At 67.9% G+C, this 18957-nt stretch carries 16 protein-coding genes; 13 read left to right on the forward strand and 3 right to left on the reverse strand.

What is annotated here, in order from left to right:
- Positions 1 to 71: 71 nt before the first annotated feature.
- From yidC to MF270_RS06230, 4 genes are all read left to right on the forward strand, one after another.
- A complete protein-coding gene (gene yidC / locus MF270_RS06215; protein WP_238365006.1) occupies positions 72 to 1895 on the forward strand; it encodes a membrane protein insertase YidC in 1824 nt (607 codons plus the stop codon).
- Complete coding sequence (locus MF270_RS06220) at positions 1892 to 2632, forward strand: MOSC domain-containing protein (protein ID WP_238365007.1); 741 nt, start codon at positions 1892 to 1894, stop codon at positions 2630 to 2632. Before yidC ends, MF270_RS06220 begins: the two co-directional genes overlap by 4 nt.
- Positions 2629 to 3282, forward strand: a complete 654-nt coding sequence (gene yihA, locus MF270_RS06225; RefSeq protein WP_238365008.1) for a ribosome biogenesis GTP-binding protein YihA/YsxC — start codon at positions 2629 to 2631, stop codon at positions 3280 to 3282. Before MF270_RS06220 ends, yihA begins: the two co-directional genes overlap by 4 nt.
- A gap of 144 nt (positions 3283 to 3426) precedes the next feature.
- Positions 3427 to 4236, forward strand: a complete 810-nt coding sequence (locus tag MF270_RS06230; protein WP_238365009.1) for a division plane positioning ATPase MipZ — start codon at positions 3427 to 3429, stop codon at positions 4234 to 4236.
- Positions 4237 to 4440: 204 nt separating this feature from the next.
- Here the strand turns inward: MF270_RS06230 and MF270_RS06235 are convergent, their stop codons facing one another.
- Complete coding sequence (locus MF270_RS06235) at positions 4441 to 4878, reverse strand: MarR family winged helix-turn-helix transcriptional regulator (RefSeq protein ID WP_238365010.1); 438 nt, start codon at positions 4876 to 4878, stop codon at positions 4441 to 4443.
- 68 nt (positions 4879 to 4946) lie between these two features.
- Between MF270_RS06235 and hmgA the strand changes: the two genes are divergently transcribed.
- The 7 genes from hmgA to MF270_RS06270 all read left to right on the forward strand — a co-directional run bounded on the left by hmgA (position 4947) and on the right by MF270_RS06270 (position 11771).
- Positions 4947 to 6302, forward strand: coding sequence for a homogentisate 1,2-dioxygenase (gene hmgA, locus MF270_RS06240; protein ID WP_238365011.1), 1356 nt, complete (start codon positions 4947 to 4949; stop codon positions 6300 to 6302).
- A 35-nt stretch (positions 6303 to 6337) separates the two neighbouring features.
- A complete protein-coding gene (gene maiA, locus MF270_RS06245; RefSeq protein WP_238365012.1) occupies positions 6338 to 6970 on the forward strand; it encodes a maleylacetoacetate isomerase in 633 nt (210 codons plus the stop codon).
- A 36-nt stretch (positions 6971 to 7006) separates the two neighbouring features.
- On the forward strand, positions 7007 to 8260 hold the full coding sequence (gene fahA, locus MF270_RS06250; RefSeq protein ID WP_238365013.1) for a fumarylacetoacetase: 1254 nt from the start codon (positions 7007 to 7009) through the stop codon (positions 8258 to 8260).
- A 147-nt stretch (positions 8261 to 8407) separates the two neighbouring features.
- Positions 8408 to 9358, forward strand: a complete 951-nt coding sequence (locus MF270_RS06255) for an MBL fold metallo-hydrolase (RefSeq protein WP_238365014.1) — start codon at positions 8408 to 8410, stop codon at positions 9356 to 9358.
- A gap of 2 nt (positions 9359 to 9360) precedes the next feature.
- Positions 9361 to 9882 carry a DinB family protein gene (locus MF270_RS06260; RefSeq protein ID WP_238365015.1) on the forward strand — a complete coding sequence of 174 codons (522 nt, stop codon included), beginning with the start codon at positions 9361 to 9363 and terminating at the stop codon, positions 9880 to 9882.
- A gap of 69 nt (positions 9883 to 9951) precedes the next feature.
- Positions 9952 to 11577, forward strand: a complete 1626-nt coding sequence (locus MF270_RS06265; RefSeq protein WP_238365016.1) for an FAD-dependent oxidoreductase — start codon at positions 9952 to 9954, stop codon at positions 11575 to 11577.
- On the forward strand, positions 11574 to 11771 hold the full coding sequence (locus MF270_RS06270; RefSeq protein ID WP_238365017.1) for a DUF2783 domain-containing protein: 198 nt from the start codon (positions 11574 to 11576) through the stop codon (positions 11769 to 11771). Before MF270_RS06265 ends, MF270_RS06270 begins: the two co-directional genes overlap by 4 nt.
- Before the next feature lie 43 nt (positions 11772 to 11814).
- Here MF270_RS06270 and MF270_RS06275 read toward each other — a convergent pair whose 3' ends face one another.
- Positions 11815 to 12696 carry a glycosyltransferase gene (locus tag MF270_RS06275; RefSeq protein WP_238365018.1) on the reverse strand — a complete coding sequence of 294 codons (882 nt, stop codon included), beginning with the start codon at positions 12694 to 12696 and terminating at the stop codon, positions 11815 to 11817.
- A gap of 115 nt (positions 12697 to 12811) precedes the next feature.
- On the opposite strand from MF270_RS06275, the gene epsE reads away from it, so the two are divergent.
- Both epsE and MF270_RS06285 read left to right on the forward strand, forming a co-directional pair.
- Entirely contained in the window at positions 12812 to 14032 is a 1221-nt protein-coding gene (gene epsE, locus MF270_RS06280) for an exopolysaccharide biosynthesis GT4 family glycosyltransferase EpsE (protein WP_238365019.1), read from the forward strand.
- 80 nt (positions 14033 to 14112) lie between these two features.
- Positions 14113 to 16005: a PhoX family protein gene (locus tag MF270_RS06285; RefSeq protein ID WP_238365020.1), complete on the forward strand. Its 1893-nt coding sequence runs from the start codon at positions 14113 to 14115 to the stop codon at positions 16003 to 16005.
- Positions 16006 to 16059: 54 nt separating this feature from the next.
- On the opposite strand, the gene MF270_RS06290 is transcribed toward MF270_RS06285, so the two are convergent.
- The gene (locus MF270_RS06290; RefSeq protein WP_238365021.1) at positions 16060 to 18915 is read right to left on the reverse strand and encodes a calcium-binding protein; all 2856 of its coding nucleotides are present in this window, start codon (positions 18913 to 18915) and stop codon (positions 16060 to 16062) included.
- Positions 18916 to 18957 lie beyond the last annotated feature (42 nt).

Consider the following 18957-nt stretch of genomic DNA (forward strand, 5'->3'; position numbering starts at 1 on the left):
CCCCTTGACCTTTCGGGGGGCACTCTGTTGAACGCGGCCGCAGATACGCAAAGGACAGGTGGCGGTCCCTCATGGACGATCAGAACAAGAACCTCATTCTCGCAACGGTCCTGAGCATGGTCGTGCTCATCGGCTGGTTCGTCATGTTCCCGCCGCCCGAGCCGCCGGCCGATCCGACCGCGACCGAGGCCGTGACCGAGACGACGACCGCGCCGACCGCTGCCGTGCCCGGCGCGACGACGACAGGCGCGCCAGCCGCGACCGGAGAGGCCGCCGTGCAGCCGCTGGCCGCCGACGCGCCCCGCGTCACGATCGAGACGCCGCGCGTCGCCGGCTCGATCTCGCTGCGCGGCGGGCGGATCGACGACCTCAAGCTCAAGGATTACCGCGAGACGCTGGACGACGGATCGGACATCGTCACATATTTCTCGCCCGCCGGCGGGGACGACGCCTATTACGCCCTGTACGGCTGGGCCCCCGGCGCCGGCCTGACGGCCGAGGCCGTACCCGGCCCCAACACGCTGTGGACCGCGCCCGCCAATGCCACGCTGACGCCGGACACGCCCGTGACCCTCAGCTGGGACAACGGCGCAGGGCTGAAGTTCACCCGCACCATCGCCATCGACCAGGACTACATGTTCACCGTGACCCAGCGGGTCGAGAACACCGGCGCCGGCACCGCCGCGCTGGCGCCCTACGGCATCCTCGCCCGTCACGGCATCCCCTCGGACATCAAGAAGTTCTTCATCCTGCATGAAGGCCTGATCTCGATGACCGACGGCGAGCTGACCGAGACCGATTACAAGGACATGGAGGACCTCGAGATCGTCCCGTCCGAAGGCGCCCGCGCCGAGGTCACCCAGGTGCAGGAAGACGGCTGGATCGGGTTCACCGACCATTACTGGATGGCCACGCTGATCCCGCAGCCCGGCACCGCCTTCAAGGCCGCGGCCAAGTACGACGACCGCCGCAACATCTTCCAAACCGAGGCCGTGCTGCCGACCATGACCGTGGCCCAGGGCGCCTCGGCCGAGGTCACCACGCAGCTGTTTGCCGGCGCCAAGGAATGGGAAACCATCCGCAATTACGAACAGGGCGGGATCGCGGGCTTCCTCGATTCCATCGACTGGGGCTGGTTCTTCTTCATCACCAAGCCGATGTTCTGGCTGCTGCACAACCTGCACAACCTGATCGGCAACATGGGCTGGGCGATCATCGCGCTGACCATCATCATCAAGATGATCCTGTTCCCGCTGGCCTACAAATCCTACGTCTCGATGGCCAAGATGAAGGAACTCCAGCCCGAGATGGAGAAGATCAAGGAGCGCGCCGGCGACGACCGCAGCAAGCTCCAGCAAGAGATGATGGAGCTCTACAAGAAGGAAAAGGTGAACCCCGCCTCGGGCTGTCTGCCGATCCTGCTGCAGATCCCGATCTTCTTCTCGCTCTACAAGGTGATCTTCGTCACGCTCGAACTGCGCCACCAGCCCTGGGTCGGCTGGATCCGCGACCTGTCGGCCCCCGACCCGTCGTCGATCCTGAACCTCTTCGGCCTCCTGCCCTTCGCGGCGCCCGATCCGCAAAGCTTCCTCGCGATCATCAGCCTTGGCGTGCTGCCGATCCTGCTGGGCATCTCGATGTGGTTGCAGCAGAAACTGAACCCGGCGCCCACGGACCCGACCCAGCAGATGATCTTTGCCTGGATGCCCTGGGTGTTCATGTTCATGCTCGGCAGCTTCGCCTCGGGCCTCGTGCTCTACTGGATCGCGAACAACACGATCACCTTCACCCAGCAGTACACGATCATGACGCTGCACGGGAAACGGCCTGATCTCTTCGGCAACATCTTCCGCAAACGGAAGGCCAAGACCGAGGCGGAGGCCGCCAAGAAATGACCGTGACGGTCACCGACATCTGCCGGTACCCGATCAAGAGCCACGGACGCGAGTCCGTGGCTTCGGTCACTCTGGAGGCGGGGAAAACCCTGCCCTGGGACCGGGCCTATGCCATGGCCCATGACGCCAGCCGCGCCGGCACCGGCTGGGCGCGCTGCATCGAATTCACCCGCGTTGCCGGATCGCCCGCGATGGCCGCGATCACCGCAAAGGTGGACGAAGAGGCGGGCCGGATCACCCTGACCCACCCCGAGCGCGCGCCGCTCGACTTCGACCCCGAGACGGAAGGCGACAAGCTGGTCGCCTGGGTGGCCGGCATGACCCCCGCAAACCGGCCCCAGCCCGCACGCCTGATGCGCGCGACGGGCACCGGCTACACCGACATCGAAAGCGGCCACGTCACGATCTGCAACATGGCCTCGCACCGCGCCGTCGAAGAGCGGCTGGGCCAGCCCCTGTCGCCCGCCCGCTGGCGGGGCAACATCTGGCTGGACGGGCTGCCGCCCTGGGCCGAGTTCGACTGGCTGGGCCGCGAGATCCGCATCGGATCCGCCACCTTGCGCGTCCTGGAACGCACCGACCGCTGCATGACCACCCATGCCAATCCCGAAACCGGCCAACGGGATGCCGACGTGCTGGGCACGCTTGACACCTTCGGCCACCGTGACTTTTCGGTCACGGCGCAGGTCGTGAAAACCGGTCGCGTCGCGATCGGAGACGAGGTAACCCTGCCATGACCACCCTGCCCTTCCCCGAGGTCGAGACCCCGGACGACGCCACGATCGAGGCCGCCCGCAAGCTCTTTGCCGGCGGGACCGATTTCCTCAAGGGCGTGGTCGCCATGGACGGCTTGCCGCCCGACGACCGGATCGAGATCTGCTTTGCCGGTCGTTCGAACGTCGGCAAGTCGAGCCTGATCAACGCCCTGACCGGCCGCAAGGGGCTTGCGCGCGCGTCGAACACGCCCGGCCGCACGCAGGAGATCAACTTCTTCACCCTCGGCGACAGCCGCTACCTCGTCGACCTGCCGGGCTACGGCTTTGCCAATGCCCCCGTCGACGTGGTCGCGAAATGGCAGCGGCTGCTCAAGCAGTACCTGTCGGGCCGGCAATCGCTGCGCCGCGCCTTCGTGCTGATCGACAGCCGCCATGGCGTCAAATCCGTGGACGAAGAGATCCTGTCCCTGCTCGACATGTCCGCCGTGACCTTCCAGGTGGTGCTGACCAAGGCCGACAAGGTCAAGGACAAGGACCGTGAGGCCGTGCTCGCGCAGGTGCGCGGGGCGCTGTCCAAGCATCCGGCCGCCTTCCCCGAGCTGATAGTGACCTCGTCGGAAAAAGGCTGGGGCATCCCCACCCTGCGCGCGGTGATTGCCGGGCTCGAATAGGCGCCCTGCCCGATTGCGGCAGGGCGGCAACGTTCGCGAATCGCCGCGACCGGCAAGGGGCCCATCCCCTTCCATCCCCCCGGCCGCACGGCTAACCTGCGCAGAAATTCGCTCATCTCACGGGCGCGAGGCAAAGGGACCAGAATGGCGCATATCATCGTCGTCGGAAACGAGAAGGGCGGGGCCGGCAAGTCCACCGTGTCGATGCACGTGGCCACGGCGCTGGCCCGGATGGGCCACAAGGTCGGCGCACTGGACCTCGACCTGCGGCAAAAGACGCTGGGGCGCTATGCCGACAACCGGGCCAAGTTCCTGTCCAAGTCCGGGCTGCACCTGCCCGGGGCGGAGTATGTCGAGCTGCCCGAGATCGACCCGCAATCGCTCAAGCCGGGCGAAAACATCTACGACCACCGCCTGTCGGCCGCCGTGGCCGGGCTGGAAGAGCATTGCGATTACATCCTGATCGACTGCCCCGGCTCGCACACCCGGCTGAGCCAGGTGGCGCATTCGCTGGCCGACACCCTGATCACGCCGCTGAACGACAGTTTCATCGACTTTGACCTGCTGGCGCGGATCGACGGCGACGGGGTCAAGATCCTTGGCCCCTCGGTCTATTCCGAGATGGTCTGGAGCGCGCGTCAGCTGCGCGCGCAGGCTGGCCTCAAGCCCATCGACTGGATCGTGCTGCGCAACCGTCTGGGCGCGCAGGCCATGGTCAACAAGCAGAAGATGGAAAAGGCCGTCGCGAACCTCTCCAAGCGGATCGGCTTCCGCGTGGCGCCGGGGTTCCACGAGCGGGTGATCTTCCGCGAGCTGTTCCCGCGCGGGCTGACGCTGCTCGACCTCAAGGACGTCGGCGTCAAGCAGCTGAACATCTCGAACGTGGCCGCCCGGCAAGAGCTGCGCGACCTCGTCAAGGCGCTGAACCTGCCCGGCGTCACGGTCGATTTCTGACGTGCACGGCTGGCACGGCGGGCGCGATCGCCGTCGGCGGTGGTCCTGCCGGGCCTGGTCGCGCGGACCAAGGCGGAGCGGGCGCGGATGCCCGGCTTCCGGGGAACGCCCAAGTCACCGAGGCTGACCGACCGCGCCCCCCCGAGAAGTGCCGGAGAACGACCTCTCCCGCACCCAAGGACCCTGCAACCCGGAAAACGGCGCCTAGCCGATCCCGCCCAGCCGCCGCAGCACGGCCTGCAGCATCCGGGCATCCGTGACGCCCAGCGCCTGCGTCATCTCGGCGTTGTAGCGCTGCGCCTCGCCGCGCAGGTCCTGGTAGGCCACGCGGCCCGCCGCGGTCAGCGACAGCATCTCCTGCCGCCGATCCTCGGCCCGGCGCGACCGGGTCAGGAACCGCCGATCCTCCAGCGCAGACACGGCCCGGCTGATCTTGGTCTTGTGCATCTTGGCCCGCGTCGCGATGTCGCTCGCCGTCATGTCGCCGTAGCGGCCCAGGTGGAACAGCACCCGCCATTCCGTCCGCAGCATGCCATAGCGCTCGCGGTAGATCTGGTGGAACGCGAGGCTCGACGCCTCGGCGGCCTGGTTCAGCAGGTAGGGCAGGAAATCCTGCAGGTCGAAGTCATCAATATCGCTCATGGCCCCACTCTGCCCCTTGTTAGTTACAAAATCAACCATTACAAACGCAACCAATAGGAGGAAACGCCATGAATCGCCAAGTTGATCCGACGAGCCTGGTCCAGGCGCCGTCCCTTCCCGGCCCGCACGAGGGCTACATGCCCGGCTGGGCCAACGATTTCGAGACCGAGGCGCTGCCCGGCGCCCTGCCGCAGGGCATGAACTCGCCCCAGAAGTGCAACTACGGCCTCTACGGAGAGCAGCTGTCGGGCACCGCCTTCACCGCCAACCCGCCCGAGCGGACCTGGACCTACCGCATCCGTCCCAGCGTCAAGCATTCGGCCCGCTACACGCGGATCGACGTGCCCTACTGGAAGTCGGCGCCGCATGTGCCGCAGGATGTCACGAGCCTGGGCCAGTACCGCTGGGACCCGGTGCCGCATTCGGACGAACCGCTCACCTGGATCACCGGCATGCGCACGATGACCACGGCCGGTGACGTGAACACGCAGGTCGGCATGGCCAGCCACGTCTACCTCGTGAACACCTCGATGAAGGATGCATATTTCTTCAGCGCCGACAGCGAGCTGCTGGTCGTCCCGCAAGAGGGCCGGCTGCGCTTTGCCACCGAGCTTGGCATCATCGACCTCGAGCCCAAGGAAATCGCCATCATCCCCCGTGGCCTCGTCTACCGGGTCGAGGTGCTGGATGGCCCCTGCCGTGGCTTCGTCTGCGAAAACTACGGCCAGAAGTTCGAACTGCCGGGCCGTGGCCCGATCGGCGCCAACTGCCTCGCCAACCCGCGCGACTTCAAGGCGCCGGTGGCGGCCTTCGAGGACCGCGAGGTGCCCTCGACCCTCACCATCAAGTGGTGCGGCCAGTTCCACGAAACCCGGATCCCGCAAAGCCCGCTGGACGTGGTCGCCTGGCACGGCAATTACGCGCCCTACAAGTACGACCTGCGCACCTATTGCCCGGTCGGCGCGATCCTCTTCGACCACCCGGACCCGTCGATCTTTACCGTGCTGACCGCCCCCTCGGGCGTGCCGGGCACGGCCAATATCGACTTTGTCCTCTTCCGCGAGCGCTGGCTGGTGGCCGAGGATACCTTCCGCCCTCCGTGGTATCACAAGAACATCATGTCCGAGCTGATGGGCAACATCTACGGCCAGTACGATGCCAAGCCGCAGGGGTTCATCCCCGGCGGGGTCAGCCTGCACAACATGATGCTGCCGCACGGGCCGGACAAGAATGCCTTCGAGGGCGCATCGAACGCCAACCTCGGCCCGGACAAGCTGGACAACACCATGTCCTTCATGTTCGAGACCCGCTTCCCGCAGCACCTGACCGAATTCGCCGGAAAGGAAGCGCCGTTGCAGGACGATTACATCGACTGCTGGGACAGCCTCGAGAAGAAGTTCGACGGCACGCCGGGCAAGAAGTAAGCTCCGGCAGTCAGCCACGCGGGGAGGAGACCGAGGTGAAGCTTTACAACTACTGGCGGTCGACCACGTCGGTCCGCGTGCGGATCGTGCTGGCCCTCAAGGGGGTCAGCTACGATTACGTGCCGATCGCGCTGACCAGGGGCGAACAGGCCGGGGCGGACTACATGGCCCTGAACCCCGCCAAGGGCGTCCCCGCGCTGGTGCTGGACGACGGCCGCGTGCTGACCCAGTCGATGGCGATCATCCGGTATCTCGAGGCGACCTATCCCGAACCGCCCGTGCTGCCCGCCGATCCCTACCTGCGCGCGCGGGTCGAGGCGGCCTCCGAGGTGATCGCGGTCGACATCCACCCGGTCAACAACCTCAAGATCCTCGGCTACCTCAAGGGCACGCTGGGCCACAGCCAGGACGAAGCCGTCGCCTGGATGCAGCACTGGATGACCGAAGGCTTCACCGCCTTCCAGACGATGATCGAGGATGATACCCCCTTCGCCTTCGGCGACACGCTGGGGCTGGCCGACATCTGCCTGGTCGGGCAGATGGTGAATGCGCGGCGCTGGGGTCTCGACCTCGCGCCCTTCGGCCGGCTGGTCGAAATCGACGCCCGTGCGCGCGAACTGGATGCGGTCCGCCAGGGCCTGCCAGAGGCGCAGCCGGACGCAGACTAGAGCGGGCCACCGGCCCCGAAAGACAAGGAAACGCGAATGCCACTGATGACAAGCTGGGTCCCGGGCGCGAACAGCCCCGACACCGACTTCCCGCTGAACAACCTGCCCTATGGCGTCTTCTCGACCGACGAGATGGACGAACGCTGCGGCGTGGCCATCGGCGACATGATCTTCGACTGCGCCCGCGCCGAGGAAGAAGGGCTGATCGCCCTCTCGGATTCGCCGCTCTTCGACGTGCCGTTCTGGAACGAGGTGATGGAGGCCGGCCCCGAGGTCTGGGCCGCCCTGCGCGCCCGCCTGGTCGAACTACTGGGCGACGAGGCCAACCGCGACGCGGTCGCGCCGCTGCTCGTGCCGATGGCCGAGGCGGTGCTGCACATGCCTATGCTGGTCTCGGAATACACCGATTTCTACGCCGGCCGTCACCATGCGACCAACGTGGGCACCATGTTCCGTGGGGCCGAGAACGCGCTGCCGCCGAACTGGCTGCACATCCCGATCGGCTACAACGGCCGGGCGTCTTCGGTCGTCGTGTCGGGCACCGATGTGCGCCGCCCCTGGGGCCAGCTGAAATCGCCCGACCATGACCTGCCCGCCTTCCTTCCCTGCCGCCGCTTCGACCTCGAGCTCGAGATGGGCGCCATTGTCGGCACCGCCTCAGAAGGGCCGGTGACCGTGACCGAGGCGAACGAGATGATCTTTGGCTACGTGCTGCTGAACGACTGGTCGGCGCGCGACATCCAGGCCTGGGAATACCAGCCGCTGGGGCCGTTCCAGGCCAAGGCGACGGCGACCACGATCAGCCCCTGGATCGTCACCCGCGCCGCGCTCGAGCCGTTCAAATGCGACACGCCCGAGCGCGAGTTCGAGCTGCTGGACCACCTCAAGGACGCAGGCCCGATGCTCTACGACATCGACCTGCGCGTGACCCTGGCGCCCGAGGGCAAGCCGGCCACCGAGATCGCGCATACCAACTACCGAGAGATGTACTATTCCTCGGCCCAGCAACTGGCGCATCACACCACGTCGGGCTGCCCGATGACCCCCGGCGACCTCTTGGGGTCCGGGACCATCTCGGGCGCGGAAAAGCACGAACGCGGCTCGCTGCTGGAACTCAGCTGGGGCGGCAAGGAGCCGCTGACGCTCGACAGTGGCGAGACCCGCACCTTCCTCGAGGATGGCGACACGCTGACCCTCACGGGCGCGGCCTTGGGCGACGGCTACCGCATCGGCTTCGGCCCCTGCACCGGCAAAGTCCTGCCCGCGCTGGAAGACCCCTACGCCCGGTGAGGCGGCGGTGGGATGAAACCCCACCCTCCCCCTCATCGCAGACGACACGCCATGAAGGGCGCCCGATCCGCCCTTCATCTTGCCAATAAACTCCCGCCGGAGGCTCCGACACCGCCACCGGCCCCGACACCAGAAAGGACGCGCCACATGGCCAAGGCATTCGCATCCGCCGGCGACATGGCAGAGAAAAAGATCAGCTTCACCGAGGTTGGAGAGGGGCTTTACGCCTTCACCGCCGAGGGCGACCCCAACACCGGCGTGATCATCGGCGACGACAGCGTGATGATCGTCGAGGCGCAGGCCACCCCACGCCTCGCGCGGAAGGTCATCGACTGCGTCCGGTCCGTGACCGACAAGCCGATCAGCCACCTCGTGCTGACCCATTACCACGCCGTCCGCGTGCTGGGCGCATCGGCCTACGGCGCGCGCGAGATCATCATGTCCGATGTCGCCGCCGCCATGGTCGAAGAGCGCGGGCAGGAAGACTGGGACAGCGAATTCGACCGCTTCCCCCGCCTGTTCCAGGGCCATGAAGAGATCCCCGGCCTGACCCGCCCCACGACCACCTTCTCCGACCGGATGACCGTCTACCTCGGCAAGCGCCGGGTCGACATCATGCACCTGGGCCGCGCCCATACCGCCGGCGACGCGGTGGTCTGGGTGCCCGACCAGGAGGTCATGTTCACCGGCGACATCGTGGAATACCACTCGGCCTGCTACTGCGGCGACGGGCATTACCAGGACTGGGAAGACACGCTGATGAACATCGCCGCCTACGAGCCCAAGGCCATCGCGCCGGGCCGTGGCGATGCGCTGGTCGGCGAAGAGATGGTCGCCAAGGCGCTCGAGAACACCGCCGACTTCGTCAACTCGACCTACAAGCCCATCGCCCGGGTCGTGGCCCGCGGCGGCACGCTCAAGGAAGCCTGGGACGCCTGCCGGTCGGAATGCGATCCGAAGTTCTCGGACTACGCGATCTACGAGCATTGCCTGCCCTTCAACGTCGCCCGCGCATATGACGAGGCCCGCGGCATCGACACACCCCGTGTCTGGACCGCCGCGCGCGACAAGGACATGTGGACCCAGCTGCAGGGCTGACCATGGGCTGGACCAATCCGCATATCCCCTGGGCGCTGAACAACGCCTATGCCAACCGGGTGCTCTACGGCGCGCTGGATGGCATGGCCGAGGCAGAGTTCTGCGCGGTGCGGCCCGGCGCCTTTCCGTCGCTCTGCGCGACGCTGAACCATGTCTACGAGGTGGACCTCTACTACCTTGATGCGCTGACCGAGGGCGGGCGGGGCCGGGCGGTCTATGACCGGGGCCTCGTGCGGGACTGGCAGGCGCTGGCCCGGCTGCAGGCCGAGGCCGACCTGCAACTGGCCATGTTCTGCCAGAAACTGACGGCCGAGGACATGACCCGGCGCGTGGCGACCGAGCGGCGGGACCAGACGGTGACCGAGGAGATCGGGGCGATCCTGCCCCATCTCTTCCAGCACCAGGTGCATCACCGGGGCCAGGCCCATGTGCAGCTGGCCCACGCCGGGGTGGCGCCACCGCAACTGGACGAGTTCTTCCTCGAATACGAGCGGGCGGAGATCGCGCGCCAGTATTTCGGGTGACGCCGCTGGCGGGGCCGTTGATGCCTCCGGCGGGAGTATTTGTGGAATAATGAAAGGGAGGATCGGGAGATGACGGCGATTTTCGAGCGCGAGCTCTATCCCTACAAGCGCCATGCCGACCAGGATGCCGCAGCGCCGGTGCGGCGCAAGGTGGTGATCGTCGGCGCCGGCCCGGTGGGGCTGGCCGCCGCCATCGACCTCGGCCGCCAGGGCGTCGAGGTGGTGGTGCTGGACGACAATGACAAGGTCAGCTTCGGAAGCCGCGCGATCTGTTTCGCCAAGCGGCCGCTGGAGATTCTCGACCGGCTTGGCTGCGGGCAGGAGATGGTCGACAAGGGCGTCATCTGGAACAAGGGCAAGGTGTTCTTCGGCGACCGCAAGGTCTATGAATTCGACCTGTTGCCCGAGACGGGGCACCGCCGGCCGGCCTTCATCAACCTGCAGCAATATTACTTCGAGGATTTCCTCGTCGCCCGCGCGCGCGAGCTGGAAGCGGGCGGCGCACCGCTGGGCCTGCGCGGCAAGAACCGCGTGGCCGAGGTGGTGGACAAGGGCGACCATGTCGCGCTGACCGTCGAGACGCCCGAGGGGCCCTACCAGCTCGAGGCCGACTGGCTGATCGCCTGCGACGGCGCCGGGTCGCCCATCCGGTCTATGATGGGGCTGGATTTCGTGGGCCGGGTGTTCGAGGACAACTTCTTGATCGCCGACGTGGTGATGGAGGCCGATTTCCCGACCGAGCGCTGGTTCTGGTTCGACCCGCCCTTCAACAAGGGCCAGTCGGCGTTGCTGCACAAGCAGCCCGATGGCGTCTGGCGGATCGACCTGCAACTGGGCTGGGACATCGACAAGGACGAGGAAAAGAAGCCCGAAAAGGTGATCCCCCGCCTCAAGGCCATGCTGGGCGAGGACGTGAAGTTCGAGCTGGAATGGGTCAGCATCTACACCTTCCAGTGCCGGCGGATGGAGAAATTCCGCCATGGCCACGTGATCTTTGCCGGCGACAGCGCGCACCAGGTCAGCCCCTTCGGCGCGCGGGGCGCCAACAGCGGGGTGCAGGATACCGACAACCTCGGCTGGAAGCTGCGGGCGGTGATCGAGGGCATCGCGCCCGAGGCGCTGCTGGACAGCTACGATGTCGAGCGGGTGCACGGGGCGGACGAGAACATCCTCAACTCGTCCCGCTCGACCGATTTCATCACGCCGAAATCGGACATGAGCCGGATCTTCCGCGATGCGGTGCTGGATCTTTCCGAGCATTACGAATTCGCGCGTCCGCTGGTGAATTCCGGCCGGCTGTCGGTGCCCTGCGTCTACGACGGCTCGCCGCTGAACAGCGCCGATGCGCTGCACGGGCCGGCGCGGACGCGGCCCGGGGCGCCATGCCCCGATGCTCCGCTGGAGGGCGGCTACCTGCTGGACAGGCTTGGCGACCGCTTCGTGCTGCTGGCGATCGATGCCGAGGTGCCCGAGGACGGGTTCGAAGAGGCGGGCGTGACGGTCGAGGTGCTGCGCCTCAGCGCGGCCGACGACGTGACCGGAGAGCTGCGGCGCCGGTACCTGGGCGACGAGGCCTGCGCGGTCTACCTGGTCCGGCCCGACCAGCACGTTGCCGCCCGGCGCGCAGGCTGGAACGAACGCTTCATGCGCAGCGCCCTGCGGCGCGCCCTGGCCTTGGGAGGAGACGAAGCATGACCGAACTGGTCCTGACACCCAACATCGGCACGGCCGACGATTTCTATGCCGACCTGCTCGAGGCGCACGAGGGGCTGAGTAAGGCCGAAAGCGACGCGCTGAACGCGCGGCTGATCCTGGTGCTGGCCAACCAGCTGGGCGATCCGCAGATGCTGCGCGCGGCGATCGCTGCGGCAAAGTTGCCGCGAGGGTGAGGCGCGGTGGGGTAAAACCCCACCCTACGGCATCGGGCGGGGGTCAGCGCCCCCGCGACCAGCCATCCGCCTCGCGGTGCGGGCGCAGCTTCACGTAAAGCAGAACGCCCGCGTAGACGAGAAACCCGAAGGGATCGCGGCTGAACATGGTCAGCTTGTCCGCCGTCGATAGGCCCGGCTTGTCCTCGTTGGCGAAAAGATCGGGGAAGCGGCGGCGCAGCTCGTCCACCCCGGCATTCTGGCGCCGACGCACGCGGATCAGCGGGCCCAGCCCCTCGACCAGGGGCCAGTGATAGGTGGCCGAGACGCCGATCCGTTCATGCGGGGCAAAGTTCAGCCGCGCGAAGGTGTCGTCCGAGATGACATCCGGCCAGTCCCCCCACCGCTTGCGCCCGGCGGCATTGACGCCGAAGACGCCGCAGCCCGGCACGCCATGGGTCATGAAGGGCACCTGCCGGTAGATCCGCCGATAGGCCCGGGTCAGCGCGCTTTGCCCCTTGGGAATCAGCACCTGCCCCGAGGCATAGACCGGCCCGTCCCGGCTGAGCGCGCCATGCAACTGCAGCAAGAGCCGGTGCGACACGGTCACGTCCGCGTCGAGGTAGACCCGGTTGCCCGCCCGCGCCGCCGCGTCCCCGGCGTTCAGCGCGCCCAGCTTGCCGCCCTCGGGCAGGTCCAGCACGCGCAGCGCGATCCCGGCGGCGGCGGCGGCGGGCGCGCGGCTTTCAGCCTCGGCCACGGTGCCGTCGCTGCAGCCATTGGCCACGACGATCACCTCGAGCCCGGCGTTGCGGTTTCCGCGCGGCCAGTCCGAGGCGATGACCGCGTCAAGACAGGGGCCGATCAGACCCTCTTCGTCATGCGCGGGCAGGATGACGCTGAGCGCGGGGCGCATCGCGTCTGTCCCTGGTGTGCTGTCTTGCATGGCGCCGGTTCCGCCTGGCACGGCCGGAATTGGAAAACCGTCGTGTCAAATCTCGTGTTCAATTCAACGGCATGGTATGCGGTGAGACAGGTATTTCCAAGGGACCGGTTGGCGCATGGTTGAGAATTTCGATGGTGCCGGGCCCCCCGCTCGGAAAATCGGCTACCTCGTGCCGCAGTTCCCCGGGCAGACACATATCTTCTTCTGGCGCGAGATCATCGAGCTGGAAAGGCGCGGGGTGCAGCCGGTTCTCTTCTCCACCACGCCGCCGCCCAAGGGATTGATTTCGCACGCCTGGTCCGAAGAGGCCATGGCCCGGACCGAGTACCTGGGCCGCGCCGACTTACTCGCCCTGACGTGGTCCCTGCCCCGCGCGCCCTGGGCCGAAATCGCGCGCGAAATCCGCGCCGAGGGGCGCGCCTTTGCCCGCGACGTGCTGATCTGCCTGCCTGCCGCGCGTCGGCTGATCCGCGCCTGCCGGGCGCAGGGGATCGGGCATGTTCACGCCCATTCCTGCGGCCGTGCCGCGCTGATCGCCGCGCTGGCGCAGCGCATGGGCGGGCCCAGCTATTCGCTGACCCTGCACGGGCCGATGTCGGATTACGGGCCGGGGCAACGCTTCAAGTGGCGGGGGGCGCGGTTCGCCACGATCATCACCGAAAAGCTTCTGGCCGAGGTGACACGCGACCTGGCCGGAGACCTGCCGCTCGCCCTGCCGGTGCAGGCGATGGGCGTCGATGTGGAGACCTTCGCCCCCGATGGCCCCTACCGGCCAGCCAGCGCCAACGAGCCGCTGCGCATCTTCGCCTGCGGGCGGCTGCATGTGGTCAAGGGCCACCAGGACCTGATGCAGGCCGTGCGGCTGCTGCTCGACCGCGGTGTGGACGTGCAGCTCGAGATCGCGGGCGAGGATGACCATGGCGGCTCGGGCTACCATGGGGAGTTGCAGGCGGTGCTGGGCCGCCTGAACCTGCAAGGCCACGCCCGGCTGCTGGGCGCGGTCAGTGCCGAGCGGGTCAAGGCGGGCATCCTCGATGCCCATGCCTTTGTCCTGGCCAGCTGGCACGAACCGCTGGGCGTCGCCTACATGGAGGCGATGGCCTGCGGCACCCCCACCATCGGCACCGATGCCGGCGGCGTGCCCGAGCTGATCCGCGACGGCGTGGATGGCCTGCTGGTCCCGCCGAAGGACCCCGAGGCGCTGGCCGAGGCGCTGCTGCGCCTGCGCGGCGACCCGGACCTTGCACACCGCCTGTCGCAAGGTGGCCGTCAGCGCATCGTTGATCACTTCAGCGCCGCCACAGGGGCCGAGACGCTGATCGCCCACTGGCCGTGACTCAGGCGTCATGGAACTGTCACCCCAGTGTCACGCAGCCCCCCTAGCGTCCCGCGCGAACGACACCTGAGGAGTCACCCATGACCACCAAGCATCCCGCACACCTGTCCGCCGACGACTGGGACGAGCTGCACTTCCCCCGCCCCGAAGAGAACGATTTCGACCGCGTGGTCGAGCGCGCGCTGTCGCGCCGCGGGTTCCTGTCGGGCCTCGTCGCCTTCGGCTCGGGCGCGGCGGTCATGGGCAGCGGCCTGATGACCAGCAGCTCGGCGCAGGCGATGGGCGCGGGACGCTTCCCCTTTGCCCCGATCGCCGCACAGACCGACGGCACCGTGCACGTGCCCGAGGGCTACCGCTGGAAGTTGCTGGGCGGCTGGGGCGATGCGCTGTTCTCGGACGCCGCAGGCTACGACGTGACCGATGGCGGGCCGCTGGACGGCTCGGACCGGATCTTCGGCGAGAACACGGACGGGATGGAAAGCTTTGCCTTTGAAGGGCACCAGCTGATCGCCGTGAACCATGAATACGTGAACCTCGACATCAACCTGCCCGCCGCGCAGGAGGGCAAGCCCGCCAGCGCGGACGACGTGCGCAAGCTGCAGAACCTGCAGGGCGTCACGGTGTTCGAGATCGCGCAGGGCGAGGACGGGTTCGAAGTGGTCGTGGACAGCCCCTTCAACCGCCGCATCGACCACAACACGCCGATGAAGATCGTCGGCCCCGCCGCCGGCCATGACCTGATGAAGACCGAGGCCGACCCGACCGGGACGGAAAGCCTGGGCACCTTCAACAACTGCGGCTCGGGCAAGACCCCGTGGGGCACCTACCTGACCTGCGAAGAGAACTTCAACGGCTACTTCGGCTCGACCGACGAGGCCGCCAGCTACGACGACAAGGTCAAGGCGGGCTACGACCGCTACGGCGTGCCGGTCGAGGGCTGGGGCTACGATTACCACAAGTGGGACGCGCGCTTCGACACGTCGAAGACCCCGAACGAGCCGCACCGCGCCGGCTGGGTCGTGGAAATTGACCCGACGAACCCGGAAAGCACACCGGTCAAGCACACCGGCCTTGGCCGCATCAAGCACGAGAATGCCGAGGTGGTCTTGAACCCCGAAGGCAAGGTCGTCGTCTACATGGGCGACGACGAGCGCGGCGAGTACCTTTATCGCTTCGTGTCGACCGGCACCTACTTCCCCGGCGCCTCGACCGAGGGGCTGCTGGACGACGGCACGCTTTTTGCCGCCAAGTTCAACGATGACGGCACCGGCGAATGGCTGGCCCTGACGCCCGAGACCACGGGCATGGAGCCGGCCGAGATCGCGATCTTTACCCGCATGGCTGCCTCGGCCGTGGGCGCGACCACGATGGACCGCCCGGAATGGGTCGCCTCGTCGCCCGTCACGGCCGAGGCCTATTGCGCCCTGACCAACAACAAGAACCGCGGCAAGAAGCCGAACGCCGGCGGCGACGACACCGCCGCCAACGGCCCGAACCCGCGCGATGCCAACAATTTCGGCCAGATCGTGCGCTGGCGCCCCCATGGCGAGGATGCCGCAGCGGACGGGTTCGACTGGGACCTCTATGTCATGGCGGGCAATCCGGACACGCAGGAGGGCGCCTACAAGGGGTCCGAGAACGTGACCTCGGGCAACCTCTTCAACTCGCCCGACGGCATGGCGATCGACAGCGCCGGGCTGGTCTGGATCCAGACCGACGGCGACGACAGCAACGAGGGCGAATTTGCCGGCATGGGCAACAACCAGATGCTGGTGGGCGACCCGGTGACGGGCGAGATCGCGCGCTTCCTGACCGGGCCGAAGGGCAGCGAGGTCACGGGCCTCTGCTGGTCGATCGACCGCCGCACCATGTTCGTGGGCATCCAGCACCCCGGCAGCGGCTGGCCGGATGGCGGCACGCCCCGCTCGGCCATCATCCAGGTGCGCCGCGAGGACGACGCGCCGGTCGGCTGACGGCTGATCATTGTGGACAGGACCCCGCGCGACAGAGACGTCGCGCGGGGTTTTCTATGGCACGAGGTCGGCCAGCGGCACCGGTTGGTCGGGCGCACCCGCGAAGGTGACGGCTTCGATCGCGACCAGGGTGATCCGCCCGCCGGGATGCCTGGCAATGATCGCCTCGCCGTCGCGGGCGAAACGCAGCGCGTCACGGATGGCGGGCAGTTCGGCGGTGTCGGTACCGTCGCCGCCATGCAGGTGATCGTTGCCCGCCTGCGGGATCAACAGGTCATCGCCGGGGCCGCCGGACAGGAAGTCTTCCTCCTCCGTGCCGGTCAGCCGGTCGGTTCCGTCGCTGCCCAGAGCCGTGACGCCATGCAGGAAGGTCCCGGGCGCGCGGTCCGCGTCCCAATGCGCGCCGTCCCCGTTCCAGGCCATCAGCCGGTCCCAGCGCGGGTTCCGGTCATCGAGATGCCGCAGCGCGCCCCAGCTGCCCCAGCGCGTCGCCTTGCTCACATCGACGAAGGCGTTGAACGCCTGCCCGCCCTGCGCGGCCCAGGCGGTCAGAAGCTGGTCATAGAGCCCGACCATCTGCGGCGTGTAGCTGAAGCGTGTGTAGAAATCGGTCAGTTCGGAGTCTTCGACCACCTCGCCCAACCCGGTGACATGGGTGCCGCCCTCGTACATCAGCAGGTTCAACCCCCGCTCGGCGGCGACGGCGGCATGGTGCGGCCACAGCTCTCCGGTCAGATCCTGCATTTCTCCGCCCGCGATGGCCTCGGCGGCCAGGGTATAGGCCAGGTCGTAGCCATGGGCCGCGACGTAGTCCTCTGACGCGGGCCCGGTCAGCCCCTGTTCCTGCGCTCGGGCCAGCGCCACGGCGCGGCTGGCGGCGATCCAGGCGCGCACCTCGGCGGCCCCCTCGGCCGTGCCCAGATGATGGCCGAAGTACCCCGTGACCGCGTAGGCGTCGAAGGAGGTGACGGGCGGCGGCGCGCCTTCGGCCTGCCCCAGCGGCGCATCGAGCAGCGCAGTCTCGAGCCCCGGCCAGCCGGTATGGGTGGCGACGACGCGGACCAGCCGGTCGGGGGTCTCGGCAAAGACCTCGGCCCAGACATCCATCACCTCGGCCGCGCGCAGGCCGGCCCATTGCAGCCAGGCGTCATCGGGCGCGTTCGGCCAGCGGGCGGCGGCCTGTTCGGCCGCATGATGCGCCTGCGGGAACATCCAGTTCCAGAGCTCGTTCGAATATTCGACATGGGCCTTGAGGCGCGGGTCCAGCCCGGCCTCGACCGCTTCGGCAAAGCGGCTGACATAGGTGTCATCGGCCAGGTGCGGTATGGTGAACCACGGATCGGCGCCGATCTGGTTGGCGAGCGCCAGCATCACCTCGACTGGCACGCCACGGCGGGCAAAGGTGTAGTCGGTCGTCCGGGGCCGGTCGTCCCAGCTGGTCAGCGTCGAGCCGTTGGTCAGCATCCAGTCCATGAAGCGGACCATGCGCAGGTCCGCCACCTTGCCCACGAACGCCGGGTTGAAGATCGCCCCGGCCTCGTAAAGCGGGAAAAGATCCTCGCGCACGATGCGGATGTTGCGGATCGGATCGGCGGGATCCGAGCGCTTGAAGCCGATCACCACCGGCCCCTCGCCGGGCGTGTAGTCGAACCGCACCTCGCCCTGCGAATAGGCATAGCGCGTGTTGTCGGCGCGGCCCGTGACGCGCAGATCGCCCGTGCCGTCGAAGCGCAGCACGTAGCGGCCCGCAAGGCCGGTGGCGCCCGTGGGCATGTCGGTCAGCACGTAGGTTTCGACCTTGGTGACGGCCTCGGGCACGCGTGTGAGCCAGCCATCGGCGTCGAGGTACCCTTCGGCCGCCATCTGCGCGGCGTCATAGCCGCCCCATTGGCCGGGCAGGTGGCCGACCCAGGGCCGGGCGGTCTTCATCAGGTCGAGAAACGGCACCTCGGTGCTCCAGTCCGTCACGCCGTTGAGGCCCATGGCGAGCGCGGGGTTCGGGTGGCCCATGGCGTCGGCGGCGCTGTCGCTGGCGACGTGGCGGATGTCAGTGGGCGCGCGCCCTTCCTCGTGCGCGGCCTGCAGCGCGGTGCGCACGGCGGGGTCGATCCCTTCGGGCAGGGGCATGTCCGCCGGCGGGGCCTCACCGAACAGCGCGCGGTAGACCGGGATTGCGGCCAGGAAATAGAGCGTCGGCGTGCCGTGGGGGGCGTCGTCGACATAGAGCTGTTCTGGCGAGAGATCCTCCAGCGGCCCGGTCAGCCAGCGCGACAGGGTGCTCGAGACGGGCAGCAGGGCGATGTCGGCGCCGGGGCGTTCGGCCTGCAGGGCGGCGGTGAAGTCCTGGAACCAGTCGTGGTAATCGTCCAGCGCGGCGCGGTGGTAGCGGCGGTATTGCCGGGCCGAGGGCGGATAGCCGTAGCGGCCCATGTCCGGCCAGCCCTCGTAGACCAGCACCCGCGCGCCGGGGGCGGCGGCGAGCGCGTCGTCGAGGACCTGAAGTGCGGCCGAGAGGGGCGAGGCGCCGGTCTCGTTCGGGCCGTCATAGGGCCGGTCCGCGCCCTGGTACTGGATGAAATTGGCCGGGGTCAGGATGATCGTGTCGAACCCCGCGCTCTCCATCCCGCCGCGCCGGGCGGTCCAGGCGCGGGTCACGCCGGGCAGGTCCCATTGCGGCTCTGCCCGCGCTTCGGCAAAATTGCGCAGGAAGCCCCAGGTCCCGTCCACCGCCAGGTCATGCCCGGCGGCGCGGGCCATGTCGGACAGGGGTTGCAGCACGTTCGACCGCTCGGCCCCGTTCCAGTAGACAAGGCTGTTGCCGTAGACGAAGACCCGCGCGCTGTCGGCGCGGGCCGCGCCCAGCGCGAGGCTGGCAGCGAGCGTTGCCAGGATGAAAGCCGTGCGAACCATGCGTACCCCGTGATTTTCCCTGCTGTCCGGGGAATATGGGGG

The organism is Mesobacterium pallidum, from assembly GCF_019966535.1.
Taxonomy (GTDB): domain Bacteria; phylum Pseudomonadota; class Alphaproteobacteria; order Rhodobacterales; family Rhodobacteraceae; genus Mesobacterium; species Mesobacterium pallidum.